The 18,012-nt window shown below is 61.7% G+C and carries 18 protein-coding genes and 1 tRNA gene; 7 read left to right on the forward strand and 12 right to left on the reverse strand.

What is annotated here, in order from left to right; genetic code table 11:
* The first annotated feature begins 160 nt into the window (after positions 1–160).
* Genes zwf through pgi form a run of 3 tightly spaced genes read left to right on the forward strand, consistent with a single transcriptional unit; the run spans position 161 to position 3,883 of the window.
* Positions 161–1,609: a glucose-6-phosphate dehydrogenase gene (zwf, locus tag CUR21_RS02000; protein WP_100195349.1), complete on the forward strand. Its 1,449-nt coding sequence runs from the start codon at positions 161–163 to the stop codon at positions 1,607–1,609.
* Positions 1,609–2,280 (forward strand): 6-phosphogluconolactonase, encoded by a 672-nt coding sequence (gene pgl / locus CUR21_RS02005; protein WP_100195350.1) that lies wholly within the window; start codon positions 1,609–1,611, stop codon positions 2,278–2,280. The genes zwf and pgl overlap by 1 nt, the downstream gene beginning before the upstream one ends.
* A gap of 1 nt (position 2,281) precedes the next feature.
* Complete coding sequence (gene pgi / locus CUR21_RS02010) at positions 2,282–3,883, forward strand: glucose-6-phosphate isomerase (protein ID WP_100195351.1); 1,602 nt, start codon at positions 2,282–2,284, stop codon at positions 3,881–3,883.
* Positions 3,884–3,931: 48 nt separating this feature from the next.
* Here pgi and CUR21_RS02015 read toward each other — a convergent pair whose 3' ends face one another.
* The 11 genes from CUR21_RS02015 to CUR21_RS02065 all read right to left on the reverse strand — a co-directional run bounded on the left by CUR21_RS02015 (position 3,932) and on the right by CUR21_RS02065 (position 12,228).
* Positions 3,932–4,285 (reverse strand): RidA family protein, encoded by a 354-nt coding sequence (locus tag CUR21_RS02015; protein ID WP_100195352.1) that lies wholly within the window; start codon positions 4,283–4,285, stop codon positions 3,932–3,934.
* Positions 4,286–4,676: 391 nt separating this feature from the next.
* Positions 4,677–4,750, reverse strand: a tRNA-Gly gene (locus CUR21_RS02020).
* A 109-nt stretch (positions 4,751–4,859) separates the two neighbouring features.
* Positions 4,860–5,468 (reverse strand): flavodoxin family protein, encoded by a 609-nt coding sequence (locus CUR21_RS02025; protein ID WP_100195353.1) that lies wholly within the window; start codon positions 5,466–5,468, stop codon positions 4,860–4,862.
* 115 nt (positions 5,469–5,583) lie between these two features.
* A complete protein-coding gene (locus CUR21_RS02030; protein ID WP_100195354.1) occupies positions 5,584–6,126 on the reverse strand; it encodes a fasciclin domain-containing protein in 543 nt (180 codons plus the stop codon).
* A 130-nt stretch (positions 6,127–6,256) separates the two neighbouring features.
* Positions 6,257–6,904 (reverse strand): anti-sigma factor domain-containing protein, encoded by a 648-nt coding sequence (locus CUR21_RS02035; protein WP_100195355.1) that lies wholly within the window; start codon positions 6,902–6,904, stop codon positions 6,257–6,259.
* The gene (locus CUR21_RS02040) at positions 6,901–7,452 is read right to left on the reverse strand and encodes a sigma-70 family RNA polymerase sigma factor (RefSeq protein ID WP_100195356.1); all 552 of its coding nucleotides are present in this window, start codon (positions 7,450–7,452) and stop codon (positions 6,901–6,903) included. The genes CUR21_RS02035 and CUR21_RS02040 overlap by 4 nt, the downstream gene beginning before the upstream one ends.
* A 51-nt stretch (positions 7,453–7,503) precedes the next feature.
* Positions 7,504–9,534 carry an ASKHA domain-containing protein gene (locus tag CUR21_RS02045; protein WP_100195357.1) on the reverse strand — a complete coding sequence of 677 codons (2,031 nt, stop codon included), beginning with the start codon at positions 9,532–9,534 and terminating at the stop codon, positions 7,504–7,506.
* Positions 9,535–9,711: 177 nt separating this feature from the next.
* Positions 9,712–9,939 carry an N-(5'-phosphoribosyl)anthranilate isomerase gene (locus tag CUR21_RS02050; RefSeq protein WP_100195358.1) on the reverse strand — a complete coding sequence of 76 codons (228 nt, stop codon included), beginning with the start codon at positions 9,937–9,939 and terminating at the stop codon, positions 9,712–9,714.
* A gap of 38 nt (positions 9,940–9,977) precedes the next feature.
* Complete coding sequence (locus CUR21_RS02055) at positions 9,978–10,958, reverse strand: methyltetrahydrofolate cobalamin methyltransferase (protein WP_100195359.1); 981 nt, start codon at positions 10,956–10,958, stop codon at positions 9,978–9,980.
* 15 nt (positions 10,959–10,973) lie between these two features.
* Entirely contained in the window at positions 10,974–11,894 is a 921-nt protein-coding gene (locus tag CUR21_RS02060; protein ID WP_100195360.1) for a 5,10-methylenetetrahydrofolate reductase, read from the reverse strand.
* A gap of 31 nt (positions 11,895–11,925) precedes the next feature.
* A complete protein-coding gene (locus tag CUR21_RS02065; protein WP_100195361.1) occupies positions 11,926–12,228 on the reverse strand; it encodes a virulence factor in 303 nt (100 codons plus the stop codon).
* Between the two features lie 214 nt (positions 12,229–12,442).
* Here CUR21_RS02065 and CUR21_RS02070 point away from each other — a divergent pair, with 214 nt between their 5' ends.
* Together CUR21_RS02070 and CUR21_RS02075 are read left to right on the forward strand one after the other, a co-directional pair.
* Entirely contained in the window at positions 12,443–13,579 is a 1,137-nt protein-coding gene (locus CUR21_RS02070) for a Ppx/GppA phosphatase family protein (protein ID WP_100195362.1), read from the forward strand.
* The gene (locus CUR21_RS02075; protein ID WP_100195363.1) at positions 13,576–14,322 is read left to right on the forward strand and encodes an RlmE family RNA methyltransferase; all 747 of its coding nucleotides are present in this window, start codon (positions 13,576–13,578) and stop codon (positions 14,320–14,322) included. The genes CUR21_RS02070 and CUR21_RS02075 overlap by 4 nt, the downstream gene beginning before the upstream one ends.
* A gap of 65 nt (positions 14,323–14,387) precedes the next feature.
* On the opposite strand, the gene CUR21_RS02080 is transcribed toward CUR21_RS02075, so the two are convergent.
* Positions 14,388–14,957: a DUF882 domain-containing protein gene (locus tag CUR21_RS02080; RefSeq protein WP_100195364.1), complete on the reverse strand. Its 570-nt coding sequence runs from the start codon at positions 14,955–14,957 to the stop codon at positions 14,388–14,390.
* A gap of 323 nt (positions 14,958–15,280) precedes the next feature.
* On the opposite strand from CUR21_RS02080, the gene CUR21_RS02085 reads away from it, so the two are divergent.
* Both CUR21_RS02085 and lpxD read left to right on the forward strand, forming a co-directional pair.
* Complete coding sequence (locus CUR21_RS02085) at positions 15,281–16,891, forward strand: murein L,D-transpeptidase (protein ID WP_100195365.1); 1,611 nt, start codon at positions 15,281–15,283, stop codon at positions 16,889–16,891.
* 40 nt (positions 16,892–16,931) lie between these two features.
* The gene (gene lpxD / locus CUR21_RS02090) at positions 16,932–18,011 is read left to right on the forward strand and encodes a UDP-3-O-(3-hydroxymyristoyl)glucosamine N-acyltransferase (protein ID WP_100195366.1); all 1,080 of its coding nucleotides are present in this window, start codon (positions 16,932–16,934) and stop codon (positions 18,009–18,011) included.
* Position 18,012 lies beyond the last annotated feature (1 nt).

Here is an 18,012-nt window from a genome sequence, read left to right on the forward strand (position 1 = left end):
GCCAAGTCTGCGCGGATGCGCTAAGCGGGGCCGAGGGTGGCGCGCGACAGACGCCCAAAGCGTTTTGAACCTGCGCAACCCAATGCTAGACTTTGACTGTTTGCTTGGATAGAAAGTCTGCGTTAGCGCTAACGGCGCGTGCAGGAGCGAGGGTTTCCAAATGGTATCGCGTGTCATTCCGGTCGATGAGTTCGATCTTGTGATTTTTGGCGGCACAGGCGACCTTGCGCGCCGCAAGATTTTGCCGGGTCTCTACCGCCGCTTTCTGGCGGGGCAGATGACGGCCGAAAGCCGGATCATCGGGGCCGCGCGCGCGGAATTGAGCGATGAAGAATTTCGCAAACTGGTGGCCGAGGCGATTGAAGAATTTGTGCCGGAAGAGCGCCGCGACGCGTCCGTGATTGCCGAGTTCCTGACGCGCCTGCACTATGTGGCCATCGATGCCAAGGGCGAGGGCGGCTGGAGCACGCTGAAGGGCATGATGCGCGACGGCGTGGTGCGGGCATTCTACTTCTCGGTCGCCCCGGCTTTGTTCGGCGACATCGCGCTGCGCCTGAAATCACATGGCGTGGCCGATGAGGCGGCGCGCATCGTGGTGGAAAAGCCGTTTGGCCGCGATCTGAAGACCGCAAAGGCATTGAACGCGACGCTGGCACAGCATTTCGCCGAAACCCAAATCTACCGGATCGACCATTATCTGGGCAAGGAGACCGTGCAGAATCTGATGGCGGTGCGCTTTGCCAACATTCTGTTCGAGCCGCTGTGGAAGGCGGAATATGTGGATCATGTGCAGATCACCGTGGCGGAAACCGTAAGCGTCGATGGGCGTGGGGCGTATTACGACAAGTCGGGTGCGATGCGGGATATGGTGCAGAACCATATGATGCAGCTGTTGTGCTTGATTGCGATGGAGCCGCCTTATCACTTCGACCCCGATGCGGTGCGCGATGAGAAACTCAAGGTGATCCGGGCGCTGGACCCTGTGGCGCAGCAGGATATCGTGCGTGGCCAGTATCTGGCCGGGGGCGGGCAGGGCGGCTATCTTGAGCATTGCGAAGACCCGTCAAGCACGACGGAAAGCTATATCGCAATGAAGGTGCATGTGTCGAATTGGCGCTGGAAGGGCACACCTTTCTATCTGCGCACCGGCAAACGGCTGCGGGCGCGGGCCAGCGAGATTGCGATCACCTTCCGGGAGCCGCCGCATTCGATCTTTGATGATGCCAAGGGCTGGCGCGAGAATGTGCTTGTGATCCGCTTGCAGCCGGATGAAGGCATGAACCTGATGGTGATGATCAAGGAGCCGGGTCCCGGCGGGATGCGCTTGATGCAGGTGCCGCTGGACATGAGCTTTGCCGATGCGATTTCGCATGGTGAAGATGTGCCCGATGCTTATGAGCGGCTGATCATGGATGTGATCCGTGGCAACCAGACCCTGTTCATGCGCGGCGATGAGGTCGAGGCTGCCTGGGCCTGGACGGATCCGATCATCGAAGGCTGGACCGCACGCGGCAACAAACCGCAAGGCTATGACGCCGGGTCTTCGGGTCCAGAGGATGCGCTGATGCTGATGCACCGCGATGGCCGGCGCTGGCGGGAGATACGCTGATGGAATTCATTGCTTATCCGGATGCAGAATTGATGTATCTGGCCTTGGCCAAACAGATGGCCAGCGAATTGGGGTCTTTCCTGCGGCGCGACGGGCGGGCAAGCCTGTGTGTGCCGGGGGGCACGACGCCCGGTCCCGTGTTCGACACGCTGTCTGGCCTTGATCTTGACTGGGGCAATGTGGCGGTCTTTCTGAACGATGAGCGTTGGGTGCCCGAAAGCAGCCCGCGGTCGAACACACGGCTGCTGCGGGAGCGTCTGTTGCGCGGTCCTGCGGGGGCGGCACAGTTGGTGCCGCTGTATGCGCCTGCCGAGCAGCCGGAAGAAATGCTCAATGCGCTGTCTTCGGGGATCGCGCCGCATTTGCCGATTTCGGTCCTGCTTCTGGGGATGGGTGCGGATATGCACACGGCCAGCCTGTTTCCGGGGGCAGACCGTTTGACAGAGGCCTTGGCACCCGAGGCGCCGATCCTGATGGCTTTGCGCGCCGAAGCGGCGGGGGAGCCGCGCATCACACTGTCGGCTCCGGCGCTGAAGACCGCGTTCCACACGCATATCCTGATCAAAGGCCCGGAAAAGCGCGCCGCGCTGGAGCGGGCACAAAGCCTTTCCGTCACCGAAGCGCCGGTGCGCGCGGTGCTGGATGTTGCAACCGTTCATTGGACAGAATGACATGAGCCAAAGCTGGGACGCCCTGAAAGACCACCAAGCCGCTGTTGATGGGCGGTCGATCCTTGATCTGTTTGCCGACGGACGTCGCGCGGAGGAGTTCAGCGCTTCGGTTGACGGCATGATTTTTGACTATGCCAAGACAAACATTGATCGCCGTGGTCGCGCGCTTTTGGTGGAGCTTGCCACCCGCGCCGGTGTGGCCGAAAAGCGTGATGCGATGTTTGCAGGCGCGAAGATCAATGAGACCGAGGGCCGTGCCGTGCTGCATACGGCCTTGCGCAACATGGACACATCTTTGGTGGTGGACGGGCAGGATGTGGCGGGCCCGCTGCGTGACACTTATGCGCGGATGCGGCGGTTTGCCGAGGACGTTCGGACAGGGCGGTTCACTGGGCAAGGCGGCAAGATCACCGATGTTGTAAACATCGGCATTGGCGGGTCCGATCTTGGGCCTGCGATGGCCGTGCTGGCGCTTGCCCCGTTCCACGATGGACCGCGCTGTCATTTCATTTCGAACGTTGATGGCGCGCATGCGGCGGACATTCTGCGCGGGCTGAACCCGGAAACCACGCTGGTCATCGTGGCCTCGAAGACCTTCACCACCATTGAGACGATGACCAATGCCGAAACGGTCCGGGCATGGATGGCGCGGGCGGTGGCAGAGCCTGCAACGCAATTTGCAGCCGTGTCCACCGCGGCCGACAAGACGGCCGCCTTTGGGATTGCCAGCGAACGCGTCTTTGGTTTCGAAGATTGGGTGGGGGGGCGCTACTCGATGTGGGGCCCGATCGGTCTGTCGCTGATGCTGGCAGTGGGACCGGATGATTTTGCCGAATTTTTGCGGGGCGGCGCGTCGATGGATGCGCATTTCCGGACGGCACCGTTTGCAGAGAACCTGCCGGTGCTGCTGGCGCTGGTGGGGATCTGGCACAATCAGTTTTGCGGTTATGCCACGCGTGCGGTGCTGCCTTATGACCAGAGGCTGAGCCGTCTGCCGGCCTATTTGCAGCAGCTGGAGATGGAGTCGAATGGCAAACGGGTGGCGATGGATGGGAGCGATCTGCCCTATCACTCGGGTCCCGTGGTCTGGGGCGAGCCCGGCACCAATGGCCAGCACGCCTTTTATCAGCTGATCCATCAAGGCACGCGGGTGGTGCCTTGTGAGTTTCTGGTTGCCAAACGCGGGCACGAGCCAGATTTGGCGCATCAGCATCTGCTGTTGGTGGCAAATTGTCTGGCACAGTCGGAAGCCTTGCTCCGGGGCCGTTCCCTCGCGCAGGCGACCGAGATCATGGCGAAGAAAGGCCTGACGGGCGCGGAACTGGAACGGCAGGCGCGCCACCGCGTCTTCCCGGGCAACCGTCCAAGCACCACCTTGGCCTATGAACAGCTGACCCCTTTCGTGCTGGGTCAGATCATTGCGCTGTATGAACACCGCGTGTTTGTCGAAGGGGCCATCCTTGGCCTGAACTCCTATGACCAATGGGGCGTGGAGTTGGGCAAGGAGCTGGCTTTGGCCCTGCAACCTGTGTTGGAGGGTAAGGCAGGCACCGAGGGCAAGGATGGGTCGACTGCACAGCTGGCGGCATGGTTTCGCAGCTGAGACAGGGGGGCGCACCGGGCGAAGTCCCCGCCCGGTGCAAAAGCGCGTTTACTTGAGCGCGGCGGTCACGATGATTTCGACGCGGTAGGCCTGCGTGGCCAGCTTTGCCTCGCCGGTCGCGCGTGCAGGCGTGTGCCCTTGTGGCACCCAAGCATCCCAGACCGCGTTCATCTCGGCAAAATCCGCCATATCGGCCAACCAGATCTGGGCCGACAGGATGCGCGTCTTGTCGGTGCCTGCTTCTGCCAGAAGCCGGTCCACCTCGGCCAAGCAGGCGCGTGTCTGATCGGCGACCGAGGCACCCGGATTGCCGACCTGCCCGGCCAACCAGATGATGCCATTGTAGCAGACGGCCTCGCTCATGCGCGCGCCCGTGCCGATGCGGGTGATGTCGTCGTTCATGGATAACTCCGCTAGTGAAATTGCCCTGCTTGCCTAGCGGCGGGGCGCTCCAAAGGGAAGGGGGCTCGTCCAGTCGCCGGCGGGTAAAGCGGTCATCCGAAACGGGCGAGAACCAAGACAGTGTGCCATCCGGATTGACGGAGAGGGAGAGCGGGTCATTGTCTTCAAAGGACAAAACGAAGCCGCTCCTTGCTTGCACCACGTCGCTGATGGTCAGATGCTCGGCGCCGTTGGTGAAATGCTCGCCCGTAAAGCGGAATTCAGGCAGGTCACAATTCCAGCGCCCGGCGAAGGCTAAGGGTGCCGCAGGAAACCCTTCGTGCGTCAACGCGAAAAGCGCCAGACAGGCGGCCATCGCCAAGCGCATCAGCTGTCCGGGACTGTGAGGGATTGGAGCGGGTGAAGGGAATCGAACCCTCGTATTCAGCTTGGGAAGCTGCTGCTCTACCATTGAGCTACACCCGCAACGCCGTATCACCTATGCCAGAGGCGCGGCTTCGTCAAGCGGCAACACGGGGTGGCGAGTGGTGGTTTGGCGCTGGCTTTCGCGCAGGTGGGGCAGGACTGTCTTGCATCAGGCATCATCGGGGAAGAAGCCGCATGCCGATTGCCACGCTGCATCTCTCCTGATGTCACCCGGCGCGTCGGCGACCCCGTGGAGGGCACCGCCCCAAACCATGCCAAGCCACTGCGCCGTGCGTTGCAGTTGCGCTTCGGACAAAGCGGGCACAGTTGGGTCTGGATCGGCGCGTGCGGTAATCAACCATATGCGTTTGCCGCGCATCCAAAGCGGGAAATCGAGATCGGGCTGGTCCAGCAATCCAGACCAATGATCAAGAAAAAGCTTTGCCGGGGCGGGCAGGCTGTACCAATAGATCGGTGCCACAAAACAGATATCACTGGCCTGCCGCAGCGCAGACACAAGATCGGCCATGAGAGGGCTGAGCGGTGGTGGATCTTCAGGCCGCGGATCGCCAAAGGCAGGCAGAGCGGCGGCGCCAAGATCAAGCCAATCACAGCGGCAGGTGAGGGTGTCCGCCGCATGACGCGCCAAAAGCTCGGTGTTTCCACCTTTCCGCGCGGAGGACAGAAGAAACAGAAAAGAACGGGCAGGGGCAGGGCGCATGGCAGGACACAACCATGCGTCTTGGCAAAAGAAAAGCCCCCGGATGCCTTCTGGCATCCGGGGGCCGGCTGCAACGCCCCTGTCGCGAGCGAGGGACAACACAATCAGGACAAGGGCGCTGCACTCAAAGGGCAAGGCGGAGTGACACGCCGCCCCTCAAGTCCTACCGATCTTACATGGCGGGCAGGAGCACGGTGTCGATGACATGGATCACGCCATTCGACTGCTTGACGTCGGCGATGGTGACGGTTGCCACATTGCCTTGTCCGTCAGTGATCTTGACAGCGTCGCCGTCCAACGCCGCGGTGAACTCGCAGCCGCCGACGGTGCCAATCTTGTGCATGCCGCCGCCGTCGCCAATCATTTTGACGATGTCACCTGACATCGCATTGGCAGCCACAACGTGGCAGGTCAGGATCTTGGTCAGTTGATCCTTGTTTTCAGGCAAGAGGAGCGTGTCGACGGTGCCTGCCGGAAGTTTGGCAAAGGCGTCATTGGTGGGTGCAAAGACGGTGAACGGGCCTTCGCCCGAGAGGGTTTCAACCAGACCCGCCGCTTGGACCGCCGCGACGAGCGTGGTGTGATCGGCGGAATTCACGGCATTTTCCACGATGTTCTTGTCTTCGAACATGGCAGCGCCGCCCACCATCGGGTTCTCGGCGAAGGCGGCCACGGTGGACAGAGCAAGGATCGAAGCGGCAAGCATCAGTTTCATCAGACATCTCCCAAAAAAGCCGAGGCAGGATCGTCCTGCCTTCATCTGGAGTTACGAGGGCCTTGGGAGGTGAGTTTCAGATCTGCCAAAATTTTGCGCCCGATCACGGCGGTGTGATCGGGCGCGGATCTTAGAGTTCGGCGGTGAGAATGACCGGACCGGTCGGCGCGCCGGTGGGTGAACCACCTGCGGGCTCGACAGAAACGGCCAGCACCCAACCCGCAGGCGGGCGTGGATATTCAACCTCGAGCGGATCGCTGCCCAGAAGACCCAGCGAGACGGGCGCTGCTCCCGGCGCAATCACCCACAGTTCGTGTGTCTGACCCTCTGGCGCGGCAGTGCCCGCAAGTCGGGTGACCGACAGCGAAGTGCCATCGTGCCGCGCTTCATAGACAAGTGTCGCGCCTTCGCTTTCAAGGCTGGCAATGACCGATCCGGGCGCCGATTGCGGCATGAGGAGGAACACACCGATTGCCACGACAGAAGCGGTGATCGCCCCGGCGAGCCACAGCCGCCACCCCCGGCGCAAAGCCGCCGCTTTTGGAAACAGGCGCGATTCGATGCGCGGCAACAGATCCGGAGGCACCGGGACACTGGCATAGGCTTCATTCAAGGGTGCAAAATGCGCGACCCAAAGCGAAACGCGCTCTGCGAAGGCCGCATCGGTCTTCATCCGCGCCTCTGCCGCCAAACGTTCAGCAAGGGGCAATACGCCAAGCACATATTCTGCCGCGAGCAGATCGTCCTGTTCCAAGGGGGACAAGTCAGTGTCGGTCATTGTTCCAGACACTCCTTGAGCTTGAGCAAGCTGCGGCGAAGCCAAGTGCGCATGGTGTTCAAGGGAATGCTGTGCCGCACAGCGAGTGCCTCGTAGGACAGGCCGTCGAGATAGGCGCCACGGACAGCGGCGGCGCGTGCGGGCTCCAGCGTATCGAAGCAGTCCGATACACGCCGCGCTTCGCCTTTGGCGATCAACCGGGTTTCGGCGCGGGGCGCCGTGTCGGGGATCAGCGCGGCGGCGTCATCGTCATTCTGTTCGGGTTTGCGCGCGCGCAAGCGGTCGATCGCGTGGTTGCGTGTCAGCGCCACCAGCCAGGTCATGCCCACTCCGCGCGACGGATCAAACCGTCCCGCGCGCAGCCACACCCGTGTGAAAACCTCTTGCAACGCATCCTCCGCCTCAGACCTTGTGCCAAGGATACGCAGAAGAACACCCATAAGTTTCGGTCCGGCCTCATGATAGAGGGAGCGGAAGGCAGCCCGGTCCTGCTGGGCGATGCGCTCCAGCAACAGGCAGGTCTCGGTTCGGGGCGCAGCAGCATTCATGCGCCAGACGCTATCACGCAAAAGCGGCGTTGCCAGCCCCAAAACAGGGGCTTAGCCGCGGCGCCGCCTGCCTTCTCGTCCGCCTGACGTGTTGAACGAGACGTCGGGCAAGGTGACGATGGCCGCGAGGGAGGGAAAACTGTCCACCGCATGCGGGATGGCGTTGGCATTGACGAAATGTTCTTGAAACCGCGGTTCGATGGCGGTTTCCACCTTATGAATATGGTGAACCGTCGCCTCGATCTGATTGCGCGCCGCCACGTTGCACAGTGCGATCCGGGCGCCCGTGCCGGCAGCGTTACCCGCACTTGTCACCTTTGCGAGCGGCGCGTCGGGAATCATGCCCAGCACCATTGCGTGTTTCGGGCTGATATGTGCGCCAAAGGCCCCCGCCAGTGTCACGCGGTCGACCCGATCGATGCCCATCTCATCCATCAACAAACGCGCCCCGGCATAGAGCGCCGATTTCGCCAGCTGGATGGCGCGAATGTCGCCTTGAGTGACCAGAATGCGCGGACCGCCCGCTGCGGTGCCATCATGGAGAACATAGCTGTGCGTGCGGCCTTCCGGCACACAGCGGGCCGTCCCGGTCTGCTCCGGACCGCCGATCAGACCGCCCGCATCCACAAGGCCCGCGATACGCATCTCGGCGACCGCTTCAATGATGCCGGACCCGCAAATGCCGGTGACGCCGGTGCGTTCGGTCGCCCGCCCAAATTCTGGGTGATCAGACCACAGATCGCTGCCAATGACGCGAAAGCGTGGCTCTTTGGTGAGAGGGTCGATCTCGACCCGTTCGATCGCCCCCGGCGCGGCGCGTTGTCCCGAGCTGATCTGCGCGCCTTCAAACGCGGGGCCTGTGGGGGAGGAACAGGCCAGAACCCGCGAGCTGTTGCCCAGCAGAATTTCGGCATTGGTGCCAACATCGACGATCAACACCATCTCATCCGAGCGGCCGGGCTCTTCCGACAAAGCCACGGCGGCTGCGTCCGCGCCCACATGCCCCGCAATGCAGGGCAGCATGTAAACCCGCGCCGCGCGGTTAAGGGTGCCAAGGTGAAGATCGCGGGCGTCCAGCGACACACTGCCCGAAGTGGCAAGGGCGAAGGGCGCCTGTCCCAATTCGACCGGATCAATGCCCAAAAGCAAATGGTGCATCACCGGGTTGCACACGACAACGGCCTCATAAATGCTGGCAGGGTCTACTCCGCCTTCGGCGGCAATGGAGGCCGCAAGCGCGTTGAGGGCTTCGCGCACCACGCGCGTCATTTCAACATCGCCGCCCGCGTTCATCATCACATAGGACACGCGGCTCATGAGATCCTCGCCAAAGCGGATTTGCGGGTTCATCACGCCGCCCGAGGCAAGCACACGCCCGTCGCGCAAATCGCACAAATGGGCGGCGATGGTGGTGGAGCCCAGATCGATGGCGAGCCCATGTATCGCGCCATCGTAAAATCCGGGCCAGATGTCCAAAATGCGGGGCTGTGCATCGTGGTTGCCTTTGTGCAGTGCCACGGTGAGCGTCCAGTCCCCTTTGCGCAGGGCGGGCTGCAGGCGCCGCAGGATGGCAAGGTCGGCCACCACATCGGGCACCTGCCACTGGTCGCGCAAGGCGAGGGCGAGCCGTTCGAAATCGCCTGTCGGCTCATGCATGTCAGGCTCGGCGACTTCGACATAAAGGAGCCGAGTCGCCGGGTCCATCGCAATGACGCGGTCAGAAGCCGACTTGCGGATCACCTGCTTGTGGACTTGGCTTTCCGGGGGGACGTCGATCACGACATCCCCCATCACCTTCGCCTGACAGCCCAGGCGTCGGCCGTCAACCATGCCGCGCTTGGACTTGTAGCGCTCTTCCACCGCATTCCATTCGGTCAGCGCATCGTCTTCGACAGTCACCCCATGTTTGGGGAAGGCGCCATAGCCAGGGCTGATCTGGCATTTGGAACAGATGCCCCGGCCACCGCAGACAGAATCGAGATCGACCCCCAACTGCCGTGCTGCGGTCAGAACCGGGGTGCCAAGCGGAAAGTGACCGCGCTTTCCCGAGGGGGTAAAAATCACGAGTGCATCGTCAGACATGGGGCTTCTCCTGCTGGCGACGTTCTAGCAGCGTCCGACACAGCGACAATGGGACAGGCGGCACGATTTTTCTGCGAAAAATCTCGGCAACGAACTTTCTGCGAAAGTTCAGAACGGGCGTGGCGCTAAGGCGTTTTCGCAGAAAACGCGCGAGACTGAATTTTCGCAGAAAATTCGTCAGAACAGAATTTGAACCGGCCGTGAAGCGCAGATGACGATGAACTGATCTCCCGCTCGCAAGAGATGAAAGCCGCGCATCCGGACTTCCTGCACAAAGCGCTCTTGCCCAATCTCGCGCTCTACCCAAACCACGGCGCGCCGCAGAACGCCACCGCGCGCCTGACGGGCCGCGAAGACCTGATTGATCCAATAATCTGCGTTGCTTTGCCTGATGACGTGCTCCATGGCGCAAGCTTGGCCGCGCCATGGTTAAGATCACGTTATCAGGCGCGTCCGCGACGGCCACCGCGACGCCCTCCGGCAGATTGGCTTGCGGCGGCCGAGGCTTCGGCAAAGCTCATGCCGCCCTCCACCGCTTCCAAGACCTTGGCAAAGCGGATCCACTCGCCACCGTTGGAATCATGGTTCATCAGGAAGTTGGCGGCACGAATGGCCTCCATTTCCTGCTGCCGGACCGGGTTCATGATGGCACTGGTCATACCGGCGCCGATCGCCATGGGCAGGAACGCCGCATTGATGCCGTGACGGTGCGGAAGACCGAACGAAATGTTCGAGGCGCCACAGGTGGTGTTCACCCCCAATTCTTCGCGCAAGCGCCGCACCAGCGCAAACACTTGCTGGCCCGCAGAGGCCATCGCGCCCACGGGCATCACCAGCGGATCAACCACGATGTCATGCGCAGGAATTCCATGGTCTGCGGCGCGTTCCACGATTTTCTTGGCCACCGCAAAGCGCACATCCGGGTCGGGCGAGATGCCGGTGTCATCGTTTGAAATCGCCACCACCGGCACGTTGTATTTCTTGACCAGCGGCAGGACCAGTTCCAACCGATCTTCCTCTCCGGTCACCGAGTTCAGCAGTGGGCGTCCTTCACAACTGGCGAGACCTGCCTCAAGCGCTGCCGGGACCGATGAGTCAATGCACAGAGGCACATCAACCGTTTGCTGAATGATCTCGATCAGCGCCTTCATCAGCGGGGGTTCGACAAAGTTGTTGTCGGCATAGCGCGGATCGACGGCCATCTTGTTGGTAAAAACGGCGCCCGAATTCACATCCAACACCGTCGCCCCGCAGGCGACCTGCTCGAGCGCATCGCGGATGACCGTGTCGAAATTGTCCGCCTCCAGCTCGGCGGCAAGCTTCTTGCGGCCGGTTGGATTGATCCGCTCACCGATCACGCAAAAGGGCTCGTCAAAGCCGATGATCACGGTTTTCGTTTTGGATTCGAGCACTGTGCGTGTCATTCTTGACCCTTCTTGTCAGGCAGCCTTGGCGGGTTTGCCAGCCGCACCACCATGTTCCGTCACCCATTGGGCATTGGTCTTGATACCACCCAAGGGGAAGAAGTGAACCTGTTCGATGCCGAAATCGGGATGCGCGGCTTTGTGCGCGGCGAGCGCCGACAGAACCTCGGTCGGCTCATAGGGCATCAAAAGCTTGGTCACGTCCATGGCCCGTTTCTGGAGCACCTTCAGCGAGGGACCAACGCCGCAGGCGATGGCAAATTTGATCAGGGTTTGTAGCTTTGCAGGGCCAGCGACGCCAATATGCACGGGCAATCGCACGCCTTCGGCTGCCAGCCGGTCGACCCATGCGATCACGGGGGCGGCATCGAAACAGAATTGCGTTGCCATCGCCATCCGGGCATCTGTCCGCTCGGCAAAGGCCGATTTCCAGCGCGCGGCCTCCATCACCATACGGTCCGAACCATCGGGGTCGATGTCCCTGTTGCCTTCGGGATGGCCCGCCACGTGCAGCCGTTCAAAGCCGTCAAAGGCGCCTGACTCGAGCAGTTGCATCGAGGTGTGGAACTCCCCCACAGGCGCGGCCACGCCACCCGCAAGCAGCAGGCCTTGACGCACCCCCACATCGCGGTAGCGCGCCACCCAATCTGTCAGCGTGGCGCGGTCTTTGATGATGCGGGCGGGGAAATGCGGCATGGCTGTAAAGCCTTCATCGGCCAGCCGACGCGCAGTTGCCACCATGTCCTCAATCGGCGTGCCATCGATATGGGCGATATACACGCGGGTGCCCAAGGGCAGAAGCGTGCGAAAATCCTCGACCTTTTCGGCCGTGCGCGGCATCACCTCTAACGAATAGCCGTGCAGAAAGGACTCCAGCTGGTTTTGCGGGGAGGGCGACGGCTGCGCCGTCTTGCCGCGAAAATTGAACAGAGCCATCAAACTCTCCCTCAGGGTCATGCGCGGTGCCTCAGGCCTTGGCCCAGCCGTCCGCCGCGATCAATTCTTTCAGACGTGCCGTGTCGTATTCGGCTTCCAAACGCGCAGCCTCGGCCTGCGCGACCTCGTCTTGGTCTCCTTCCACCTCGTAGGGCGGCGCTTTGCGCCACTCTGCAAGGTAGGCATCCGCGTCCTTAGCGCCGATTTTCATGGCACAGCGATCAATCGCCTGCTCGAAACGCTCGGTCAGCTGCACCTTGGACCCGCGGCGGCCCTTGCCCACGATCACCTGCGCCGGGATGTCGCGCCAAAAGACCACTGTCACTTCCGCCATGCCTCGATTCCCTTGCCACTCTTGCCTTTGTTCTAATCGCCTCGCAGCGCCGGCGAGGTGTGTTTTCGACATGGCACGACGCATCTGCGACCCGTGTCAACTGCGCATGGCGAAGTGGCAGCCGCAAGGGGCAGATCTGACCGGGTCGTCATGAGCGCTTGCGGCAGGGGGGGAAGGGCGCTAGGTTTAAGGCAACCACATATGGAGGGCGGCTATGACGCCCGAGCGTCCCCAAGGGGGGGGCGCGTCGCAAACACCGATCGAGCCCGACAAGGGTTCTCGTGTCGCCGAATCGTCACCCCCTCACAGGCCGGGGCAGGGCACGCTTTATGCGGCGCTCGACCTTGGCACCAACAGTTGCCGGATGCTGATTGCCCAACCCAAGGGCAGCCAGTTTACGGTTGTGGACAGTTTTTCCAAAACTGTTCAGCTTGGCATCGGGCTGGAAGCCTCGGGCCGGCTTTCGCGTGCCTCGATGGGGCGCACCGTGCAGGCGTTGCGGATATGCCAAAAGAAGATCGAACGGCACGGGGTGCAGCGCATGCGGCTGGTGGCCACCGAAGCCTGCCGCCGGGCGCGCAACGCGCGCGATTTCATCCGGCAGGTGAAGCGTGAGACGGGTCTGGCGCTGGAAATCATCCCGCCCGAAGAAGAAGCGCGGCTGGCGGTGATTTCCTGCGCGCCTCTGGTGAACGAGCGGACCGAGCAGCTTTTGGTGGTGGATATCGGTGGCGGCTCGACGGAATTGGTCTGGATCGATCTGTCAGGTGTGGCGCCGGAAAACCGCCCTCGCGCGATCATGGGGCTGCACAGCGGCTTTGATGCGCAGCCGGAGGGCGGCGCGCGGGTGGTTGACTGGATCTCGGTGCCACTGGGGGTGGCCACGTTGCGCGATCAGTTCGGCGATGTCGATGACGATGCGGCACGCTTTGCCTTGATGAGCTGGTTTTTCGAAGAGCAACTGGCAAGCTTTTCCCCTTACAATGCCGAAAATCCGCGCGAAGGCTTTCAGATCATCGGCACCTCCGGCACGGTGACGACCGTCGCGGCAAGCTATCTGGGCTTGCGGCGCTATGATCGGACCAAGGTGGATGGCCTGCAGATGACAAGCGATCAGATTGACTTTGTGATCCGCGATTATCTCGCTTTGGGGCCTGAAGGACGGCGTGTCGATCCGCGCATCGGGCGGGATCGTCATGCTCTGATCATGTCCGGAGCGGCTATTCTTCAGGCGCTGATGCGGATATGGCCCACTGATCGCCTTTCCGTGGCCGACCGTGGCCTGCGCGAGGGGCTTCTTTATGCCCAGATGACCGCCGATGGCGTGTTGACCGAAGGACCATTCACATGAGTGACAAGAACAGTTCTGGCCGGGGCCAGCGTGAACTGCGGGTGCGGGTGAAAACCGCCAAGGGCCGCAAACTCTCCTCGACGCTATGGCTCGAGCGGCAGTTGAACGATCCCTATGTGATCCGCGCGCGCAAGGAAGGCTATCGGGGGCGTGCGGCCTACAAGATCCTTGAGCTGGACGACCGCTATGGCTTTCTGAAGCCGGGTGCCCGCGTGGTGGACCTCGGGTGTGCGCCGGGGGGATGGTGCCAAGTGGCCGTTGCGCGGGTCAATGCCTTGGCACAGAATCCGAAAAAGCCGGTGGGCACGGTTCTGGGCGTGGATCTGCAAGAGGTGGAGCCGATCTCTGGCGCCGAGATCCATCAGCTGGATTTTCTATCGGATGATGCCGATGCGCTGGTCAAGAGCTGGCTGGGCGGGCGCGCCGATGTGGTGATGTCGGACATGGCGGCGGCGGCTTCGGGGCACAAGGCCACCGATCACCTGCGCATCGTGGCGCTTATCGAGGCAGCGCTGGAATTTGCCTTTGACGTGCTGGAAGACGGCGGCACCTTTGTGGCCAAGGTTTTGGCAGGAGGCGCCGAGAACACCATGCAGGCGACGCTGAAGAAGAACTTCCGCAAGGTGGCGAATGTGAAGCCGCCCGCCAGCCGTTCCGACAGTTCGGAAAAATTCGTGGTGGCCATGGGCTACCGCGGGCGCGAGCTTGCGGCATCCGCTGCCGCAGATGATGACGCCGAGTGAAACAAGAAAGGCACCCGACGGGGTGCCTTTCACGAAAATTCTGCGAATTTTCTGGATGACGCTGCTCAGCCGCCCCAAGTGCGGACGGGGCCGCAATCCATATGGACGAAGTTCGAGCGCGAATAGCGACCGACCCCACCAGAGGCACAGGCCGCCGCCGCCTTCGCCATCTGCCCCACAGAGCGGGATTTGAGCCGCAGGTCCGCCGCCTGACCCTTGAGATGCAAGGAATTGCGCGCCACGCCGCTGGATTGCGAACGCAACATCGCATTCGTGCGGGGGCTGCGATAGCCCGAGAGCATCATATAGGGTTCTTTCACATCCATCAGACGATGCGCTGCGGCCATGATGTCAACGGTGCGGGCATCAATGTTGGTGACATCATTGGAGCGCCAATCCCGCATGAAGTGATTGATTTCCTTCATCACCTCGGGAATGTATTTTCCTTCGATCCAATAGATCGTGTCGATGCTCTCGCCCGTGCGGCCCGAGTACATGCGGATTCGGCGAATATCGCCAGCCCCGCGCAAAAGACCGAAAGCATTGGAGTAGGTGGGTGCTGCCACCACGAGGGTTGCCGCAAACGCGCCCAAGAGCCCGCGTCGCGTCAATCCCAACTTCGATGTATCTGTCATTCTGGCGCCTGTCCCGTCGCAATTTGTGACCACCTAGACGGCGGTTCGTCTGCACTTCATCCCCGAGTGTGCCGAGGTTATGACACAGCAGGTTTTGCAACCCAAGCGCAGATTCTCCGCTGGTTCCGTCTTTGAGGCAGGTCGGCAAATTTTTGCTGAAATCCGCTGAAAGAATACGCAGCATTTTTCCAATCAAACTGTTGCTGCAAAGTAACAAAAATGAGGGGGAATGTGATCTTCTGGCCGGAACGTGAATGGACAGTGCCGTCAACATCGCGGAAAGTCGTGGAAAGACTGATGTTTTTCACAGGAATTGGTTCACGATGACTCGATCGACGGCGTTAAAGGGTGTGCGTGGGCTGTTGCTGTCGGTTGCCTTGGGTGTCGCTGCGCTGCCGGCTTTGGCGCAGGGCCTGCCAAGCCCTTTCGTGCAGACTGTGGCCGCGGAAGCTGCCGCCGATGCGGCAATTGCAGCCTTCTATGCCGAGTCAGGCTATCAAACCCTCTGGACCGGCGAGTCGGCGCAGGATGCGGCGCGGCGTGAGGCGCTTCTGGCGGCCCTTTCGCGGGCAGAGGATCATGGATTGCCAGTGGTGCGCTACGATGCCGCAAAGCTGGCAGGCTTGCTGAGTTCCGCGCGGACCGAAGGCGATCGAGCCCGCGCCGAGGTGGCTTTGACCCGCGCCTATTTGGCCTTTGCCCGTGACGTAAAAACCGGCGCGACCGACCCCAAGAAGGTTGACCCTGGGATAGTGCGCGAGATCGCGCGCCCGGACCCCGCCTTGCTGCTGGCGCAGGTCCAAACTCGCCATCCCGCCGAGGTGATGCAGGCGCTTTTGCCGACCGCGCCGCGCTATGCGCAACTCATGCGCGCCAAGCTCGCGCTGGAGGCACAGATCGCCGCTGGCGGATGGGGGCCCACGCTTCCTGCCGGGGATTTGAGTGCAGGGGCGGAGGGTGACGCGGTTGTGATGCTGCGCGACCGGCTGATTGCGATGGGCTATCTGACCCGGTCGGCCACGCGCAGCTATGACTCCGCGATTCAGTCGGCCGTGCAGCGCTTTCAGCTTGATCACGGCTTGCCCGCCAATGGAAATGTCGACGAACGCACGAGAGACGCTCTCAACATTGCGCCACAGGAACGGCTGAAGTCAGTCGTCGTGGCGATGGAGCGGGTGCGCTGGATGCATGACACGCCTTTGGGTGACCGCCATATCTGGGTCAACCTGCCGGATTTCACTGCCAAAATTGTGGATCATGGCAAGGTGACTTTCGAGACGCGCGCTGTTATCGGCAAGGATGTGATGGACCAGCACACGCCGGAATTTTCAGACATGATGGCGCATATGGTGATCAACCCTAGCTGGGGGGTGCCGCGCTCGATCATCGTGAAGGAATATCTGCCGCTGTTGCAGCGGAATCCGAATGCGGTCAGCCATTTGCAAGTGATCGACAACCGGGGGCGGGTGGTGCCACGGGGTGCCGTGAATTTCGCAAGCTATTCGGCCCGCACCTTTCCCTTCGGGTTGCGGCAACCGCCCTCGGATGGCAATGCGCTTGGGCTGGTGAAGTTCATGTTCCCGAATGTGCACAACATCTATTTGCATGACACGCCTGCCAAAAATCTATTCAGCCATGATGTGCGCGCCTACAGCCACGGCTGTATCCGTCTGGCGGAGCCATTCGATTTTGCTTATGCGCTGCTTGCACTGCAATCGGACGATCCGAAGGGGGAGTTCGAGCGCCACCTGAAAACCGGCAACGAGACGACCGTGCGGCTGGAGCAGAAGGTGCCGGTGCATCTGGTGTATTTCACCGCATGGCCCGGAGCCAAGGGGCAGATGACCTATCGCGCTGATGTCTATGGCCGGGATGCCAAACTGTTTCAGGCTCTTGAGGAGGCCGGGGTGGTCTTGCCTTCACTTCAGGGTTAAATCTGCAAGCAGCCGCGCGGGTGCGGCTGGAGGAGCCGTGATGACCCATTCCGTCGCTGATATTGCCGCCGCCATTGGGGCCGAATTCGTGGGGGATGGTGCCTTCCAAGTGCGCGGCGCAGCCGAGCCACAGGCCGCGGGGCCGCAGGACTTGGCCTTGGCCGTGAACCCGAAATATGCGGATGGTCTGTCACAGGGGCAGGCCCGGGTTGCCATGCTCTGGCCGGGGGCCGACTGGCAGGCGCTGGGTTTGACGGCCGCGATTTTCGCGCCGCGCGGGCGTCTTGCAATGGCCGGGTTGACGCGACTTCTGGATGCCGGGCCGGTCATCGCGCCGGGCATTCATCCCTTGAGCGTGGTCGACCCAAGTGCACAGATCGGCGAAGGCGCGGCCATCGGCCCCTTTGTCACCATCGGGCCGGGTGTGACCTTGGGGGCCAATGCGCGCATCGCCAGCCATGTGAGCATTGCCGAAGGCGCAAGTCTTGGGGAGGATGCCCTGATCTTGCAAGGAGCGCGCATCGGCGCACGGGTGAAGATCGGCGCCCGGGTGATCGTGCAGCCGGGTGCTGTTATCGGCGCAGACGGGTTTTCCTTTGTCACGCCTGAAAAATCCGGCGTGGAAGAGATCCGGGAAACGCTGGGACAGCGCGATGCCATTCGTGCGCAAAGCTGGACGCGTATTCATTCTTTGGGCGCGGTCAGCATTGGTGATGATGTCGAGATTGGTGCGAATGCGTGCATCGACCGGGGCACCATCCGGGATACCACCATCGGCAGTGGCACCAAGCTCGATAACCTTGTGCACATCGGACATAATGTTCAGGTCGGGCAGGATTGTTTGCTGTGCGGTCAAGTCGGCGTGGCAGGGTCCGCGCGGATCGGCAACCGCGTGGTCTTGGCGGGGCAATGCGGGGTGAATGACAATATTTTCGTGGGTGACGATGTGATCTGCGGCGGAGCCACCAAGGTCTTTACCAACGCGCCGGCGGGTCGGGTGCTTTTGGGCTATCCGGCAGTCAAGATGGAAACCCATGTCGAGATGCAAAAGGCGTTGCGGCGTTTGCCGCGAATGGCCACCAAGGTTGCCGCGATGGAGAAAGTCATTCAGAAGTCATGAA

Origin of the sequence: Pseudorhodobacter sp. MZDSW-24AT (assembly GCF_002794355.1) — a bacterium.
In the GTDB taxonomy this organism is placed as follows: Bacteria; Pseudomonadota; Alphaproteobacteria; order Rhodobacterales; family Rhodobacteraceae; genus Pseudotabrizicola.